The sequence below is a fragment of the Micromonospora sp. MA102 genome, assembly GCF_025460765.1.
Lineage (GTDB): Bacteria > Actinomycetota > Actinomycetes > Mycobacteriales > Micromonosporaceae > Micromonospora > Micromonospora halotolerans.
In genome coordinates, this window is the sequence record NZ_JAMWEG010000011.1 from 154,692 (window position 1) to 170,078 (window position 15,387).

The 15,387-nt window shown below is 67.5% G+C and carries 15 protein-coding genes; 5 read left to right on the top strand and 10 right to left on the bottom strand.

Features of this window, described 5'->3' with window-relative positions; all coding sequences use genetic code 11:
* Positions 1-51: 51 nt before the first annotated feature.
* Genes NFX44_RS22215 through NFX44_RS22230 form a run of 4 tightly spaced genes read right to left on the bottom strand, consistent with a single transcriptional unit; the run spans position 52 to position 4,811 of the window.
* On the bottom strand, positions 52-1,368 hold the full coding sequence (locus NFX44_RS22215) for an AAA family ATPase (RefSeq protein ID WP_262285504.1): 1,317 nt from the start codon (positions 1,366-1,368) through the stop codon (positions 52-54).
* Positions 1,365-2,855 carry a hypothetical protein gene (locus tag NFX44_RS22220; protein ID WP_262285505.1) on the bottom strand — a complete coding sequence of 497 codons (1,491 nt, stop codon included), beginning with the start codon at positions 2,853-2,855 and terminating at the stop codon, positions 1,365-1,367. The genes NFX44_RS22215 and NFX44_RS22220 overlap by 4 nt, the downstream gene beginning before the upstream one ends.
* Entirely contained in the window at positions 2,852-3,967 is a 1,116-nt protein-coding gene (locus NFX44_RS22225) for a hypothetical protein (protein WP_262285506.1), read from the bottom strand. The genes NFX44_RS22220 and NFX44_RS22225 overlap by 4 nt, the downstream gene beginning before the upstream one ends.
* A 37-nt stretch (positions 3,968-4,004) precedes the next feature.
* A complete protein-coding gene (locus NFX44_RS22230) occupies positions 4,005-4,811 on the bottom strand; it encodes a hypothetical protein (RefSeq protein ID WP_262285507.1) in 807 nt (268 codons plus the stop codon).
* A gap of 402 nt (positions 4,812-5,213) precedes the next feature.
* On the opposite strand from NFX44_RS22230, the gene NFX44_RS22235 reads away from it, so the two are divergent.
* Together NFX44_RS22235 and NFX44_RS22240 are read left to right on the top strand one after the other, a co-directional pair.
* On the top strand, positions 5,214-5,351 hold the full coding sequence (locus NFX44_RS22235; protein ID WP_262285557.1) for a hypothetical protein: 138 nt from the start codon (positions 5,214-5,216) through the stop codon (positions 5,349-5,351).
* Between the two features lie 138 nt (positions 5,352-5,489).
* On the top strand, positions 5,490-5,870 hold the full coding sequence (locus NFX44_RS22240) for a hypothetical protein (protein ID WP_262285508.1): 381 nt from the start codon (positions 5,490-5,492) through the stop codon (positions 5,868-5,870).
* Positions 5,871-6,304: 434 nt separating this feature from the next.
* Here the strand turns inward: NFX44_RS22240 and NFX44_RS22245 are convergent, their stop codons facing one another.
* Entirely contained in the window at positions 6,305-6,550 is a 246-nt protein-coding gene (locus tag NFX44_RS22245) for a hypothetical protein (RefSeq protein ID WP_262285509.1), read from the bottom strand.
* Between the two features lie 78 nt (positions 6,551-6,628).
* Between NFX44_RS22245 and NFX44_RS22250 the strand changes: the two genes are divergently transcribed.
* Positions 6,629-7,300: a DNA-binding response regulator gene (locus NFX44_RS22250; RefSeq protein WP_262285510.1), complete on the top strand. Its 672-nt coding sequence runs from the start codon at positions 6,629-6,631 to the stop codon at positions 7,298-7,300.
* A 29-nt stretch (positions 7,301-7,329) separates the two neighbouring features.
* Here NFX44_RS22250 and NFX44_RS22255 read toward each other — a convergent pair whose 3' ends face one another.
* The 4 genes from NFX44_RS22255 to NFX44_RS22270 form a co-directional block, all read right to left on the bottom strand.
* Positions 7,330-9,969, bottom strand: coding sequence for a tetratricopeptide repeat protein (locus NFX44_RS22255; RefSeq protein ID WP_262285511.1), 2,640 nt, complete (start codon positions 9,967-9,969; stop codon positions 7,330-7,332).
* 358 nt (positions 9,970-10,327) lie between these two features.
* The gene (locus tag NFX44_RS22260; RefSeq protein WP_262285512.1) at positions 10,328-12,004 is read right to left on the bottom strand and encodes a tetratricopeptide repeat protein; all 1,677 of its coding nucleotides are present in this window, start codon (positions 12,002-12,004) and stop codon (positions 10,328-10,330) included.
* Positions 11,997-12,887 (bottom strand): triacylglycerol lipase, encoded by an 891-nt coding sequence (locus NFX44_RS22265; protein ID WP_262285513.1) that lies wholly within the window; start codon positions 12,885-12,887, stop codon positions 11,997-11,999. The genes NFX44_RS22260 and NFX44_RS22265 overlap by 8 nt, the downstream gene beginning before the upstream one ends.
* Before the next feature lie 33 nt (positions 12,888-12,920).
* On the bottom strand, positions 12,921-13,304 hold the full coding sequence (locus tag NFX44_RS22270; RefSeq protein ID WP_262285514.1) for a hypothetical protein: 384 nt from the start codon (positions 13,302-13,304) through the stop codon (positions 12,921-12,923).
* A 119-nt stretch (positions 13,305-13,423) separates the two neighbouring features.
* Here NFX44_RS22270 and NFX44_RS22275 point away from each other — a divergent pair, with 119 nt between their 5' ends.
* Complete coding sequence (locus NFX44_RS22275) at positions 13,424-13,909, top strand: hypothetical protein (protein ID WP_262285515.1); 486 nt, start codon at positions 13,424-13,426, stop codon at positions 13,907-13,909.
* A gap of 63 nt (positions 13,910-13,972) precedes the next feature.
* On the opposite strand, the gene NFX44_RS22280 is transcribed toward NFX44_RS22275, so the two are convergent.
* Positions 13,973-14,803, bottom strand: coding sequence for a hypothetical protein (locus NFX44_RS22280; RefSeq protein ID WP_262285516.1), 831 nt, complete (start codon positions 14,801-14,803; stop codon positions 13,973-13,975).
* Between the two features lie 416 nt (positions 14,804-15,219).
* Between NFX44_RS22280 and NFX44_RS22285 the strand changes: the two genes are divergently transcribed.
* Positions 15,220-15,381 (top strand): hypothetical protein, encoded by a 162-nt coding sequence (locus NFX44_RS22285; RefSeq protein ID WP_262285558.1) that lies wholly within the window; start codon positions 15,220-15,222, stop codon positions 15,379-15,381.
* The last annotated feature ends 6 nt before the right edge of the window (positions 15,382-15,387 follow it).

A 15,387-nucleotide genomic window follows, 5' to 3' on the forward strand; every position in this document is an offset into this window, starting at 1 on the left:
GCGTCACCTGGGCCCGACAGGGGCCGGCCCGAACGGCGCCGGGCGGTGAGCTCAGAATGCCCGGATGCGGTGGGCAATGAGATGTTCGAGCAGGGCGTGGTTGGCTTCCCAGCCGTTGGGGAAGCGCGGTTGGGTGTTGAAGGGCACGGGGTCGGCGGACGGGTGGGCGTCCAGCAGGTCGGGAATGCCGTCGCGGGCGACAACGATGCAGGCATGCCGGTGCCGTGAGGTGAGCACGCACAGCCGCCCGGATTCGAGATGGAACGCGGTGGCGTCGCGGCGCCCGGACAGCGGGTGCAGCACGATGACGGTGTCGTACTCGCTTCCCTGCAGCCGGTTCGCGGTGTCGACGCGAATCTTCGTGTAGGGGGTGCCCGCCAGCCCGGTTTTGATGGCAGCCATCTGGTCGCGATGTGCCACACCGATCGCCACCCGGTCCGGCGTGACCCTAGCGCCCTCGGGGTGCCGTTCGTCGCGTAGCATCGTGCCTCGCTCCAGAACACGCACAGCCAGCTCGATAACGGCGCTGACCGCTTCAGCGTCGGTGCGCACTGTGTGTCGCCGCGGCAGTTGATAGAAGGCCCAGCCGTTCGCCGCGGCGTGCTCGATCGCACGGTCGGCAGGGCTGTTGCCAAGGCTGCGGGTCGACAACCACATCTGCCGCGTGTCTTGGCCGGGCGCGGACTCGAAGGGCGCGAACGGGTAAAAGGCGTCCGACACCGGGGTCGCGGTGTGAGGGGCAAGCCGCCACGAGTGCGGTAGCTGCCGTTCCGGGATGTCCGGGTTGTTGGCGAGCATGGCTGCCACCGCGCTCTGCAGGGGATTCCAGGCCAGGCCGGTCCACCGGTCGACGTTGACGACCGAGAACGGGTCGAGTTGCCCGGGGTCGCCGACGAACGCAGCCCGTTCGAACATCGGCGCGAGTCGCAGCAGGGTGTCCGAGCGCATCTGGTACGCCTCGTCGATGATCGCCCATGGCCCGCGCTCGGTGATGACGGGGTCGAGCCACTTCGCTGCGGTGGCGACCACGATGGCTGCCTGACGCAAATCGGGGAACCGGTTCGCAATCAGGATGTTTGGGGCGGCGAGCATGGCCGGCACCGGGTAGCCGTAGGCGGTGTACCGGCCGACGGTGATCCCAGGATCCACGGCGGCGATCTTGGCGACAAGGTCGTCGACTTGGGAGTTGGTTTGTGCGACGACGCGCACCTGCTCGCCGTGCCGGGCAAGGTGGTGAGCCATGTAGGTGACGGCGGTGCTCTTGCCGGCTCCAGGTGGTGAGTTGAGCACCACGCCAGGCAGCGGACCGTCGGTCAATAACCGAAGTACGTCGAGGACCGCGTTGGGCGGGGCATAGGTAACGGTCACGACCACGGCTCCTGGGCATCCTGCTCGGTCGGCAGGTATGGCTTGGGCGGGCCTCCATGAGTCCACGGGGTGTCCTCCTTGCGCGGCAGCGTCGGCGCCCGGCGGTAGTCGTCCTTAAAGAGGCTGTAGCACACGGAGTCCCCTACGGCGGGGACGGTGCCGGGCCGTGGTTCACGCCCGCTGCCCATGCCCTCGCGAAGTTCTAGCTCGACGATCGCCGTGTCCCCGTCACGGGTCATCGAGACGACGGTGGTCTTCTGGTCCAGCAACTCGGGCCGGCGCAGACCACTCTCGCCGACGGCGAGGCTGATCGCGTCGGTGGTCGACACGGTGATCAGCGGCCGCAGGCTCCTTCCGACCCGCCGGTTCGGGATGGCGGCGACGACGGTCCCGACGAATGCCTCGCCGATCATGCGAGCCTCGGCCATCACCATCGGGTCGTCGAAGGCGCGTTCCGCGTCGTACTGCTGCTGGGCCCGTTCCAGCCAGTACAGGCGCCGGGCAGCGTACACCGCCGAGTCGCGTTTGGGCTGTGCACCAGGGCTGGTCGCGATCCACTCGGCGGTCTGCGTGAAAGCGTCCAGGTCCCGTTCCCAACGAACACCGACATGAGCACCGGCCGGAAGGGATGGGTCACTCAGCAGGGCGATCGCCTGCCACATCCGATGCCAGGTGCCGTCGAGCTGCTTCCGCAACTCCTTGCGGATCTTGTCCTCGGCGATGCGCGATGCTGCCGGGCTTGCCGCCTGATGGTAGGCGGCGAGCAGCGGCTCGAGGATGCCGTTGTCGAACGACGGATCCGTGGCTGGACCGGCAGGCGGTACCTTCAACGGATTTTCGCAGGCACGCGCGGCATCCCGCCCGGTCATCCCGGGTGGCGGCGCGATCCAGCCGAGAACGGCGGGAAGATGCTGGTCCTCCTCATTACTCTGCCCGGTTGCCCAATGCAGGGTAAGCGCGTCGGTCGCCGCGACCAGCATGGCGGAGCCGGCGTACTCAGCACGGTCGGCGAGGAACGTCAGCCATTTACCCATGACCGGAATGTTGCGTGGCACCGCCCCCTCGCCTGTACTCCTCCGCAAGCGGGTGGAGCGCCCGAGGATTCGGATGAACTCCACGCCGGCGCGGTTGGGCACCCAGACCTGCGGCGCGTCTGCGCACCGGTACTGGACGCCGGACGCCCCGGCGCGAACCGGAAGACGCCGGTTGGTGCGCGGCGTGATGTAGGCGGCGAAGATCTTGGCCAGCTCGTAGGCGAAGGCGACCTGCTGGTCGCGGTTCCGCGGCTGCGCAACCGTCAACAGCTCAGGCCGGTCAGGGCTCGTGCCAACCATGACGGCGAGTGGGGCGTGGGCCTCGCCCGCCATCGCCAACGGCACGAACACCAGCGGCTCACTGCTCACATGCAGATGCCGGACGGTCGTCAGGCGCTGCGCCACCGCCTGGTCGCTGGCATGGGCGCGGGCCAGGGACGTCAGCAGGCTCATGCCATGCTCCCCAACAACTCGTCGCGATACCGTTGGGCCCGCCGCAGCAACTCGGCTTGTTCGACCTGATCCGGGCCAGGCAGACGGGTACCTCGAGCCAGACCGACGACCTCACCGATCGTGTCCAGCGCCAGTTCCTCACGGACCTGTCGGCCGAGCACCGCCGTGGAACCCTGTTCCTCCAAGCGGCAGAACCGCGCCATCTCACAGGTGTCCAGGCACGACGGCGCATAGCGTGCCGGCACCAGACGCAGGCCCGCCATTAGCTCCTCGGCCGGCCGGAAACCGGCCGGGCCACGCAGGGCGAACGTCAACCCTGCCGGCAGGTTCGACAGTATGGTGTCGAGGTCGTGCATCCGCTTGAGTATCCGCCGGACCGCCGTGATCTGGTTCCGGACGTTGACCCGGGCCGCGAACGGCTTGTTGATGAAGTTCTGCGGGCACACGAAGATCGCCTCGTCCGCCACCAGATCCTCGTCGAACCCATGGGAACGCAGCAGTTCCCGCAGGGCGTAGATGTAGACCGCGGCCTGCAACTCTGCGCCTTCCACCGCGGCCGCAGGCGCCTGGCCATCGATCACCGAGAACGACTTAACCTCGACGATGTAGAACTTCCCGCCCGACTTCACAGCCACCAGATCCGGCTCGAGGAAGACGTCGTAACCCGCGACCGTGATCTTCAAATACGGGTGGTCGAATAGTGTCCCGCCATCCTGTGCCGAGCGGGCCACAGCGGTCAGTCGCTGAACCGTGTTGCGGTACCGGGCCAGCTTGCCCTCGTTGCCGCCGATGGTCTTCAAGTCTTCGTGTTCGGCTTCGGGAATGGATAGCCCGATGTCCTGCCGCAGCAACGTCAGCAGCTGCGCACCGCCGTTCGCCTTGACCTGGGCTTCGAACTGGGCCCCTCGAGCGAGCACCATCCGCGACGGCTGGGCGTACATGGGGTGCCGGATAGCTCGGGCCAGTGCCTCCTTGTCGATACCGGCTGCATCGAGCAGATTCCGGCGGCCGCATCCCGGGTTGCCAACAATCGCCGAGATAGCCCGGGCGTCGAGGCTCTGTGGTTCAGCGTCCCCCCGCAGCGCGTCAAGACGCGCCGTCAGTTCCTTCACGTGCTCTTCCTTCGCGTGGGAAGTGCGGATTCAAGACTCAGGTGTCGCTCGCCGCATGCGACGCCACCTTGAGAGCGGCGCCGAACAGCTGGTGAAGATCGTCGAGCTGGTCGACGGCGCGCCAGGCTGCCGCTTCGCGGTGCGACAGGTCTGCGTCAATATGAACGTCCAGCTCGGCCTGGGCCGCACGCCGCACGGCGTCCGGCCTCATCGTGTCGAAACTGGTGGCACCGCCCGGGATGTTGGCGGCAAACTGCCACAACAGACGCCGGGCGGGCAGAGTCGCCCAGTCCGGGTAGCTCAGGTGCTCGGCGACCCGGATCGCCGAGGTCAGAAAGTGAACCCGGGGGCTCAGCGGCCCGACGATGCGGGTGGCAAGCGGCCAGGTGGAGACGGCCAGGAGACCGCGGGCAGGCGAGAGCCGGTCAGCGGTCAGGGCCGCACACAAGTAGTACGGCCGGGCCCACGGCGCCGTCTTGAAGGATCTTTCCTCGTCTCGGCGAAGGCTCGTCAGCTGCTGCCCGGTCAAGGCCCCAGCGAAGACCGCCTGGTGCAGGGCGACGATGAGCTTCGGTGCCGCCGGCACGCCCAAAAAGGTCAAGGCCTGGTGGACTTGGTCGCGAATCGACAGCAGGCTCCCGGCGTCCTGCGGCTCGGTCCGCGGTTGCGAAGCCACCTTTTCCGGTTCGATCGCCAGAAGCGCATCATCCCACTGCGCCTCCGCCTGACGAAGGTCGGATCGCAGACGCCGCGCCTCGGCCCGATCACCGGCCATCAGGGCACGACGCACGGCTGTGCGCAGCTCGTCGATGCGCGCCTCGAGATCGTCGAGAGAATCAGCCACGGGGAACACCGTAGTCGCTTCCATGCGTTCCAGCAAGTTCCAGGTTTATCCAGGCTGGCTGGTGATCGCGACCGAGGCGGTCACCTCGCACCTCGAAGACGAACCGGGAACGGGCCACACCAGGGAAGGACCACCCCCGCGGCGACCGCGGATGGCACGGGAATGCGAGTGCGCGATGCCAGGAGCAACAGGTCGACCACACGCGGCCCGCGTCACCGTCAGGACCCACTCCCTCCACCCAGCTCACGCAAGCGGATGCGACTCGCCGGTGAGGGCCGCCAACGCGGCAGCTACTTAATGGATGGTCGCGCGGACGAATGTACCGTGGTGCCGGCGTCCAAGGCGGCGGGGTGATCGGTCGAGCTCGGGCGGGGCCCTCGCCGATCACCTACCGTCGGAGAGGTGGAGCTGCTGCTGCGCGGCGGGCCGGGTGACGGCCAAGTGGTGGCCGGCGGCGGGGAGACCGTCGTGTGGCAGGCCTGCCTGTACGAGATCACGCCCGAGTTCGCCCGAAGGAGCGGGCGTGATCTTCGGGTGTAGCGGCACCGCCCGGACTGCTGCGGATGGCGAGCGTGTTGTCTCGCGCGCCCGTAGCGAAGGGTTACTCGCAGCGGTCCTCCGCGCCCCGGCCGTAGGGCTCCAGCCGCGCACCAGATCGAACGTATGTACGACCGCGGGGTGCAGGAACTGGTACGGCGCTGGTGGAACGGTGTCTGGGGGCGCCTGACCCGGCGCGACGTGTGGCTGGTCCGCGAGACGCGCTGGACGGTAATGGCCCGGGCCGGGGACACGGAGTCCGGGAAGGTGCTGCGCTGGGAGTTCGACTCGGAGCCACAAGCTCTGGAGATGGTTGATCGCCTGCTGCGCGCCGACACCGCCGGCCAGTGGCGGGAGCAGGACCGCGGCACTCCCCCGCCGGGTGCGCCAGGGAGCGGTCTGCTCCCAATCTGCTCCCAATTTAAGGGGCAACAGCGGAGAAGCCCGTTACCGGCGGTTCCGGCGACGGGCTTCTTACCTGCCTATATTCAGAAGTGGGCGACACTGGGATCGAACCAGTGAACTCTTCGTGTCAACGCCGGCTCAACCTTGACCCCTCTGTTCCGAGCGGGTTCCGGAACCACGGGGTCAGTTTTCAGGCGGAGCCGACACTTCGGTGTAAAACAGGACGCTGCACCGACTCTGACCTGGGCAAACGCGAACGTGCAGGTCGGGGTGGGTGCAGTTGGACACGCTTGGGCGCCGCTGGGTGCCGTTCAGCGCCGTTCAGGGCACCTGTCTGCTTCCAACCTGCTCCCTAAATATCAGCGCGAGAGCGTCGGCACCTGGTTGGCTAGCACGGTCGTTCGTCGCGCAGGCGGGCACCGTAGGTTGCCCAACGCGCCCCGTCAAGTCGCTCACCTATCACGCGGTCGCTGCGTCGGCCAGACCTCATCCGCCGCTCCCACACCCGCTACCTGTTCGGCGGACCAGCCCCAGCGGCCACGTCCGCCGGGTCACCGCAACGGATTCGGCAGATCGAACTTGATGATCACCCAGTTCACTTCGCGTTGCCTGAGGTCGGGTATCTTCCGACGCACTTCCGCGAAGATGGCGGTTCGGCCGAGGTTCGGATAGGTGACCGCGACGGCTCGGATGGCATGCTTCGTCTTCTCGTCGCGAGGCTCCTCCGTGGGCAGCCTATGATCGTCGGTGTCGATGACCGATGGCGGCGTGTGACGTTCGTCTTCGTCTTGGACCACGTGCGGCTCCTCGATGAATTGTCTGGTTCGACCGTAGGAAAACCACACGCGGCGGGTCCACGACATGTTCGTTGGCAGGTGACCCGCGCGCTTGGCAGCAACCTGACATCATGCATGGCCGGGATGACGAAGGGACACACCCGCGTGGGCGTCCGCGTCGCGATCGTGGACCCGCTCCCGGTCTTCCAGCACGGCGCCGCGGCAGCGCTGACCGCGGCTGGCCACATGGTCCAGACACCCGCGGATGTGGTCAGCTGGGCAGCCACATCTTCCGGCGGAATAGTGGTGCTGACCGTGCTGACGGAGCCCGACTGGACCAGGCTGAAAACTCTGCGGGCAGCTCAGCCGCAGGTAAAGGTGCTGGTTCTCCTGGAGGACACCGCCACCGCCCCCGGTGTGCGGGCCGTCAAGTCGGGCGCGGTCTCCGTCCTCCCACGTCAGGTGACCCCAGAGGCTCTCTGCCGCTGTGTTGATGCGGCCATCGACGGGACCGCCACGCTACCCACCGATGTGGTGACCACCCTGGCGGCGGAGGCCAGCGGACACGACACCGTAGTGCCGGTCCCGCCGGCGAAGGTCAGATGGCTGCGTGCCTTAGCGTCGGGAACAACCGTCTCCCAGCTCGCGGCGCAGGTGGGATATTCGGAACGAGCGATGTACCGGCTGTTGCGAGCCCTGTACCAGGATCTCGGGGTGAGCAACCGGGTCGAGGCGTTGATCTTGGCACACGGCAGAGGCTGGCTTCGCTGACGGTCTTAGGGGCGCCCGCATCGGGGCGGTCACGGGGTGAAGCCTCGTACCGCATCCCCGGTGGCGGCCGCAACGAGCTCTTGGTAAACGGTTGAGGAGGCGGCCACGATGCCGAGCATGAATTGCAGGCGCTCCTTGACGACCGGGAAATCGGGCGCGATCGTGCGGGCTTTCCCGAAAGCCGTCTTCGCCGCGGCAGCCCGGCCGCCAGGGCGATCCACGCCCAGGCCACAGATCGCGATTGCTTCCAGCTCCCAGGCCGCGAAGTCGTCCGGATCGTCGTTGCGGCGTTGGGCGGCCTCCCTCTCCAGCGTCTCGAACAAGGTGCGTGCCTCGCCGTCCGGATCCTCGCGGAAGGCGATCAGCGCTTGCAGCGCGAGTACGATCAGCGACCTCTTCTCGCGCCGATACCAGCCAGCGCGATCGATCTCCGTCCGCGCCGCTTCAAGGTCGCCTAGTCGCAGTGCGGCCATGGCCAGGGTCGTCCGCGCCTGGAGAACCGTGACGGGATCGTGGATGTCCAGCGCTTGGCGCAGCGCCTCGGCCGCGCTAGTGCGAGCAGCGACCCAGTCACCGTCGTCAAGGTGCAGGTCCGCCTGACCGTCCAGCCAGCGAGCCCGATAAGCGGGATTGGGGCGCTCACCGGCGACCACGGCGGCTTCCGTCATCAACTCCCACGCCGGAGCTGACTCCTCCTGCTCGGACAGCCACCGTGCCACCTTAACGCTGATGTCGATCTCCCAGCCGTACGCGTTCTGCTCCCGGGCCAGGGAGAGAGCCTCCCGGCCCAGGGCGACGGCCTGCCGGTGATCGCCATGACGTCGGCGGCAGTCGGCGATCCCGGAGAGTGCGACCATTCGACCTTCGTCGTCTCCGTCGCGCACGGCCAGTTTCAGGACCTTTCGGTACCGGCGTTCCGCTTCCTGGATCTTGCCGGTCTGCCACTCGAGATCCGCGATGTTGGCAAGTATCTTCCGGCGGAGCTCGTCCGGACGGTCCTGCGTCCCGGCCAGAGCGAGCGCCCTCTCGTACGCGTCCACCGCCGGGCCCATCAGCCCTCGGGAGGCGCGGGCGTACCCCAGCGCGTTGAAGTTGCGCAACTCGTCGAAGGCGTCTTCCAGTCTGCCAATCACCTGGGTGCGGGCGTCCATGATCAGCCCTGACGCGTTCCATTTGACGAGATGCTGGTCGAGCGCCTGAATCCGGTCGAAGGCGGCCAGCCAGTCCCGGTTCCGCAGGGTGATGCGGAGCTCGGTGAACTCGACGGTGAGGTCGCCGGGACCGCGGACATGAACCTTCGGCTTGCGCCGGTTCGACAGTAGGTTCGCGGCTTTGCGACGTAGAGCCTCCATGTTTTGACCGTCGCGTTGCAGCGCGCCGAGGATCTCCGGGTCGGTCAGGCAGTATCGCGGCGGTGCCGCCAGACGGACAATCACATGATGCTCCGCCAGCTCGTCGAGCAGTTCCTCGACTCGCACCGGGGATATCCCGTCGCCGACCAATCGGCCCACGTCCTCGGACAGTACCGGCATGTCGTAGGCCGCGACGGCGGCGACAAGGTTGTGCTGCTCGTCTGTGAGTGAGTCGACGACCATCCGGGCAAGGGTGCTCGGCCGGTCCTTGCGCCGTGGCCGTTCCAGCCTGCGGGTCAGCTCACGCACCGACGGCCGGTCCACGGGCAGGGTTAGCGCGGCCCAAAAGAGGTTGGCGTTGCGCGGCATGCCCTGCAGAAGATCGCACAGGTCATCGGAACCCGCCTGCATCCCCTCGGCATCCCCGGGATCCAGGATGGCGAGATACTGCTTGAAGTCTTCCGGCGCGAGCCGGTTCACCGGGATGTGGACCGCATCATCCGTGGTCCACCTGCTGCTCGCTGCCGCGATCGGCTGCTCACGCGTGATTAGGATGACCTTGACGCGCCGATCCCGGCGCGCCGCGATGACAGCCAGCGCCTCGTTGAGATCGAAATCGGAAATTTTGTTGGTTGTCGGCTCGAGAATTCGCTGGGCTCCGTCGATCACCACGGCGACACCGGGATCCGTCCGCGACTCCAGCGCCAGGTGCAGCGACTGCAGCGGGTCGTCGCGAAGTTCTTGCGGGGGTCGCGCGGTGTTCTTGCCCAGAATCCGCACCAGCTCGGCCGCACCGAAGCTTTCGTCCGCGACGAGATCGAATCTTTCCCGGGTGGCACCGAGATCGGTAGCACGGAGCACGCTCTCGACGAGGGTCGTCTTGCCCGCGCCGGCCGGACCGTAGACCAGCACGACCGCCGAGCGGGGCCCGGCCAGTTCCGCTTCGAGAGTGGCACGTTCCGGAAGATGGTTCACCGGCCTATCAGGTTCCGCCGGGCGGGCGGGAATGACCGGCTCGGGCTTTACCGGCCGGTCACCTGGCACCTCAATCCGATTCAACAGCCCGAACGCGAAGATGCGGCGGTCCTCCCCGCCGGGTCCGCCGCCCTGACGGGCTCGCCGTTCGTAGACAATCGTCAAGATGAGCGATGCGACAGCACTGAACCAACTAAACCGCTCGACCCAGTCCCAGGCGGCCGCAGAGTTCCCGGTAATCTTTTGCCACACGCCGAAGTGGCTGGCGACCGCAACCAGGGCAGCGAGCAGGGCCACGGCGATGAACAGGCGACCCGCTCGGGAGACTAGTCGTCGACTCACCCACTCATCATGACGCCAGCCGATGGAGAAGCGGAACCGAGCAATCGCCTAATTGAGCATGGCGAAGCCGACGGTGTCGCACCACGAACCGACGCACCGGCGCCGAGCCGCTTGGTGACGGTTGCGAGCGCGTTGCCAGCCTCGACAGGAACCACACCAATGCTTGCGAGTGTTACCCGCCGGGCAAATCGACCATATCCGTCGGCGGCGGGCGGCGTCATGGTGCCCGGCACCGAGCGGTACCGGTCGAAGTGGCCCTCGAAATGCTCGATAGCTGACCGAATGAGAGCCGCGTCTACCGCTGTTGACCGCCGACGCCGGCAATGGCCAGGTGGCCGAGTTTCGTCAGGGCAAGCACTCAAGATCCGCGTAGCGTCGTCGTCAAGCTGTCGACGAGATCTTGTTCGGCGACCGGGGCCATTTTGTTCAATGCGCTGGTCGAGAGTTCGATCCGGTTGCCGTCCGGCGCTGTAATCACCAGTCGTGCGCGGCGTGGGCGGGCGCGGATCCACGACACGAGGGCTCGGACGAACGGGGAAACCGACGCGGAAGCCAACGCGACCGCGATCGTGTCGGAGAGCGAGCCCATGGCGCCCGGGTCGAGTGCCGGCTCGGTGAGGCGAAGCGTGCCACGCAGCGTCGGCTCCTCCTCAATCCACTTAGCAAGTGACCGAGCCTCGCCAGAATCGCCGCCAAGCATCGTGAGCGCGACCTCCGTCTCCGCGGTTGAAGCGACATGCCGGACGCGGTCGCCCGGTGGCCACAACGCAGCCAGGTCACCGACAATGCTCCGGCATCGTGGATGGTCGGGGCCGAGGACAAGCTCGGAGACCTCCAGCGCCTGCCGGTAGAGCTCCCGTGCTCCGTCGACATCGCCGAGCTCACGCCGCACTCCGGCCAGGCTGGTCATCGACACCAGGGTGCTCGGATGCTCGTGCCCGAGAACACGCCGCGACTCCGTCAGTACCTGTTCGTACATGCGCAGGGCCAGGGTGAGATCGCCAGTGCTGCGGAGGACACCCGCGAGGTTGTGCATCGATGCCAGCGTGCTTGGATGTTCCGTCCCATACAGCCGGGTTCGGAGCGCGAGCGTCTGCTCATAAAGGCGTTTTGCGCCGTTGAGATCGCCGAGGTCCCGCAGCGCGCCCGCGAGGTTATTCATCGAAGACAGCGTGGTGGGATGCTCCGGGCCGAGCACCTGGCCCGCGCGTGCGTACGTTTCCCTGTGCAGGCGCTCAGCCGCCTCGAGATCGCCCTGGTTTTGCAGTACGACCGCGAGGTTGTTCATCGAGGCGAGAGTCTGCGGGTGATCATCGCCGAGCAACAGCCGACGTCGGTTCAGCACCTCGCGGTAGATGCGCACCGCCTCCATGCTCAATGAGCGCAGTTGCCCGTCGTCCTCATCGATAAGCCGTCGAGGCGTTCGCTCATACTTGGCCCGCAGTGCGTCGCCGAGGATGGACAAGGCGGTTAAATATTCCGGCTCATCCGGCCGGAGGCGGCCCACCGCGGTCCGGAGCACTGCCATTGCCCGGTCGACATCCGCTTCGTGGTCCGATTGGTTGTGCCGGAGCAGCAGTGCGACGCCCAGGTTCGTCAGCGCCGCGACGTCATGGTCCGTCTCCGATAGCTGCTCGACAGCGACGCCGAGCACCTGGATCGCCTGATCTACATCTTCCGCCCGGCCAGCAAGCTCGTAACGGCGAAGGTGAACAGCGCCGAGATTTGTCAACGCTGGCACCCGCCGCCGGTCGCCCTCCGGTAGTCCGTCGATTGCGGCTCTCAACACCTGAGCCGCCTCCTCGACGTCGTCGGCGCGCCCGGCGAGCTCGTAACGACGCAGCAGCGCGGCACCCAAGTTCGTGAAAGCGGCGTTCCACTCCGGCGTCCCGGGCGGTAGGTGTACCAACGTGTTACGGAGCACGGTAACAACCCTGTCGAGGTCCTCGCCGTGCCCTGTGCGGCCGAAGTCGTCCCACGCTTTCTGGGCCTCGCGGAACGGCATTCGCTGCGGGTGATCTGCTTGGCTACTCATCCGGCTGCTCCTCGCGCAGTTCCCTGATCCATGACAGCGCGATGTCCGGTGTGGTGATGAAGTCGACCGTACGAGTGTCGGCGTTCCATCGCACCACCACGTTCTCCCCGTTCACCGACTCCGTAAGGTTGGGGGACGGCGGAGGCACCGCGCCATCTCCGGCGACGGTGATCGCGGGACGTCGGCCGAAGGTCTCGACGAGGTGCCGCTTCAAGGTGGGAAATGTCAGGTTGTCGGTCTGCGCCGCGTGCAGGATGGAGAAATGGTCTCCCGGCAGGGTCTCGGCGTCCGGGAAAACGCTCTGCGCCGAGGCGCGGGTCACGACCCGGTCGCTGCGCCCGGCGTAGACCCGGAAGGGAATCCGGCACTCCCGGGCGGACACTGTGTCGGCGTAAACAACCTGCCGCAGCACCGTGCGGCGCGCGTCAGTCACGTCCGAGCTCAGGACCTGCAGGTCGCGGGCCTGTGCGTGGCGGCCGAAGCCGGCCATCTTTCGAATGGACCGGCTGAACTCGGAGCCCTCGTTCGGGCAGGCCAGCATAAGGACCAGCTTGACCGACGCGAGTTCCTGCCCGTATCCCTCGTTCAGCATCCAGGCGAGAAACCGCTGCAGGATGAGGCCGCCCTGGCTGTGTGTGACGATCGCGGTGTCACGCCCGGACACCGTCGCCGCGAGGTAGCTCCGCAAGGACTGTGCCACGTCGTTGTAGTCGGGAATCCGGGTGGCAGCGAACGGCATCGCCAGCTTCGGCGACTCGTACCGGAACCGGTGGACGCGCAGACCCCGCAGATCCAGGTCGGCCTGCACCCGCTCGGCCACCTGGTCCCAAGTGGCGGGCGACGACCAGAAACCGTGGATGAGCACCAGGTCCGCGTCGATCAATGACGTCTCCGTAGCACGCAGTTGGATGCCCGTTCACGCAACGTGCTGGAATACTACCGGCGCGGGAAGCTCGACGGTGAGGCGGTAGTCGACCGGGAACGCCTCGTCGGTGCGGTAGAGCAGCGTGCGATCCGGGGTGACGTCCCGGAAGTCGTCCCAGCCCGTGCTCGCGCCTGGCCGCAGCGGCGCGGTGAGGGTACGCGTCCATGGCTCGGTGAGAGCGTCGTCGGGGCCGAGCAGCTCCAGCGTCAGGGTCACGTCCGCCAGCGGTTCCGTGCCGCGGTTGACCAGCGCGAGGTGGCGGACCAGCGGTACCCGGTTGTGCACCAGGGCGGCGTTGATCGCCGGCTGAACGAGCAGCGCGACGGCGAGCTGGTCGTCGTCGGCGGTGATCTGCGCGAAGACGCTGTCGGACATTGGCGTTTCTCCAGGTGGCGAGGCCAGGAAGGGCCAGCCTAACGGTCAGCCGACCGGTGGGTCCGCCCCCGTCCGTATGCCGATCTTGGTTGTCGTACGCCTGGGGCAGGATGTGCGCCATGACGACGCACCACCCGAACACCCGGCGCCTGGTCTACGGCCATGCAACCAATCACGACTGCCTGGCCTTCATCGACGCCGACATCGCCGCAGGCGAGGCCGCGGAGATCAGGGCCCTCGCGGCCGCGCGTACCTGGGGCGAGGCCCGGCAGGTGCAGATGACCCACCTGGAGAACCCCGCCGGCCCCGAATGCTACGAAGAGGACGACTGCGCCGACGACAAGCCCTTCGACATCACCGAGCTGGGTGCGATCGTGGACGGGTACTGGCCCAAGATGGTCACGACGCGGGCGCTCGACGTGCTGCCGCAGGACCTGCAGGACCGGTACGGCGAAGTCGTACTCACGGTTCACAACGGTGAGTACCTGCAGGTTCCGCTCGACGGCGAGGCGGAACTGGTCGCAGAGCTGCGCGAGCGCGGCTACGAGTTGACCCGCGACGACGACCTCATCAACCTGCTCGACGGCGTCGGCATCGGGTGGTGACCAGCTGAGGACGACGGGAGACGCCGGCATCGCGTTCCGGCCGGCGTCTCCCCTGGCTCACGCTCACCGGCGGCGCTTGTTCAGGCTGGGAAGGCCGCCGGACACGGTCCGAACGCTGCCGTCCGGGTTGCTCCGGCCCGGCTTCTGTAGAGCCTCGTTGACCCGCCTACCGGCGAGGTCGGAGGCGTTCAGGTTGACGACGACCAGATCCGACCGGCGCCAGCTCCGCAGGCGAGCCAGAGCCTGCTGGCTGTCGGCGATCCCGGTCAAGGCACGGATCGCCGGCATAGCCCGGGACGGGTCGGCGAGCAGGAGATGGGCGACGTCGGCGGGGCTCAGCCTGCGCGGCGAGGTGTTGCCCGCCGGGACGAGTGAGGCATGAATCTTGCCGTTCTGGAGCCACAGCCACACCGGCCGTTTGCCGTCGCCGGCCCGCATCGCCGGGGTTGTCGACGTGGCACTTCGGGTGGCGGAAGCCGGCTTGGGCGGAAGGCGGGCTGGTAAAGCGGCCGGCGGCTGCGCCCGTCGCGGCGATTGCTTCGGGACGTCAGAAGCCGAGCGGGACGAGGCGGCGGCGTCCGACGATGCCACGTTGCCGGGTTGCGGTGGCTCGGTCGGTGTCCCGCGCGGCTCCCGCATAAAGCCGCCGGCGACCGCCCACTGCTCCGGGGTGAACCGGACAGGGATGAGCTCGGTCAGGTGCGGCGCCGACGGGTCGTGAACGGTGAGTTGCCCGCGCCGCTTGGCGTGGTCGGCTGCGGTGAGCGAGCCGATGTCGAGGACCGTAGCCAGCGGTATACGCCGGACGTAGGCCTTGCGCAATGGCAGCAACCGCCTGCGCCGGAGGACAAGATGCTCCTTGTCGAACCAGGCGTCCCAACGCCGAGCTGCCAACCCGACCACCTCCCCGTGCTGCGCACCTTCGCGGCGCGATGATCATCGGTGCACTCGGCTCAACGGGCAGTTCAGATGCCAGATCGTCTGGTGTGTCAGCGACGCAGACGGCGGGACCCTCACCGCGATGAGTCCGTCCTTCGGTGTCCACCTGCGATCGACGCTGTCGTGGCGGCCCTGACCCCTCGTGCCGCCGCGATCGGCCACGCCACCCGCCCCGCCCTCGCCGACATGCCGCCACCACCGGAGGCTGCATCGCCCTAACGCCGGCCTCCCTGGCCAGCCTCACCACGCACACGAAAGGCTGATGGTCGCGAGACCGGCGCAACGTCGCCTGCCTACTCGTCACGCCGGCGGCGGTCAGCCGGCCAGCAGTTGTGACCCGGTCAGCGGCTGAGGCGCCGCGAGCAGGGGCCGTGATGATCGGTGCGGAGCAGGCAGCGCCGGCCGCCGGGCATCAGCGCATCGCAGAAGACCCAGTGGCCTATGTTTTGGTCGTCCTCGGCGGAGACGGTGGTCCCGCCCGGTTCGGTCTGCGGCAGGACGAGCAGCCAGCGGCCGATCTTCAGATGGGTTGACGAGGG

Excerpts from the sequence above, each read along its gene's own strand:
- NFX44_RS22220 (WP_262285505.1), bottom strand. The coding sequence starts at position 2,855 with ATGAGCCTGCTGACGTCCCTGGCCCGCGCCCATGCCAGCGACCAGGCG.
- NFX44_RS22260 (WP_262285512.1), bottom strand. The coding sequence starts at position 12,004 with ATGAGTAGCCAAGCAGATCACCCGCAGCGAATGCCGTTCCGCGAGGCC.
- NFX44_RS22270 (WP_262285514.1), bottom strand. The coding sequence starts at position 13,304 with ATGTCCGACAGCGTCTTCGCGCAGATCACCGCCGACGACGACCAGCTC.
- NFX44_RS22275 (WP_262285515.1), top strand. The coding sequence starts at position 13,424 with ATGACGACGCACCACCCGAACACCCGGCGCCTGGTCTACGGCCATGCA.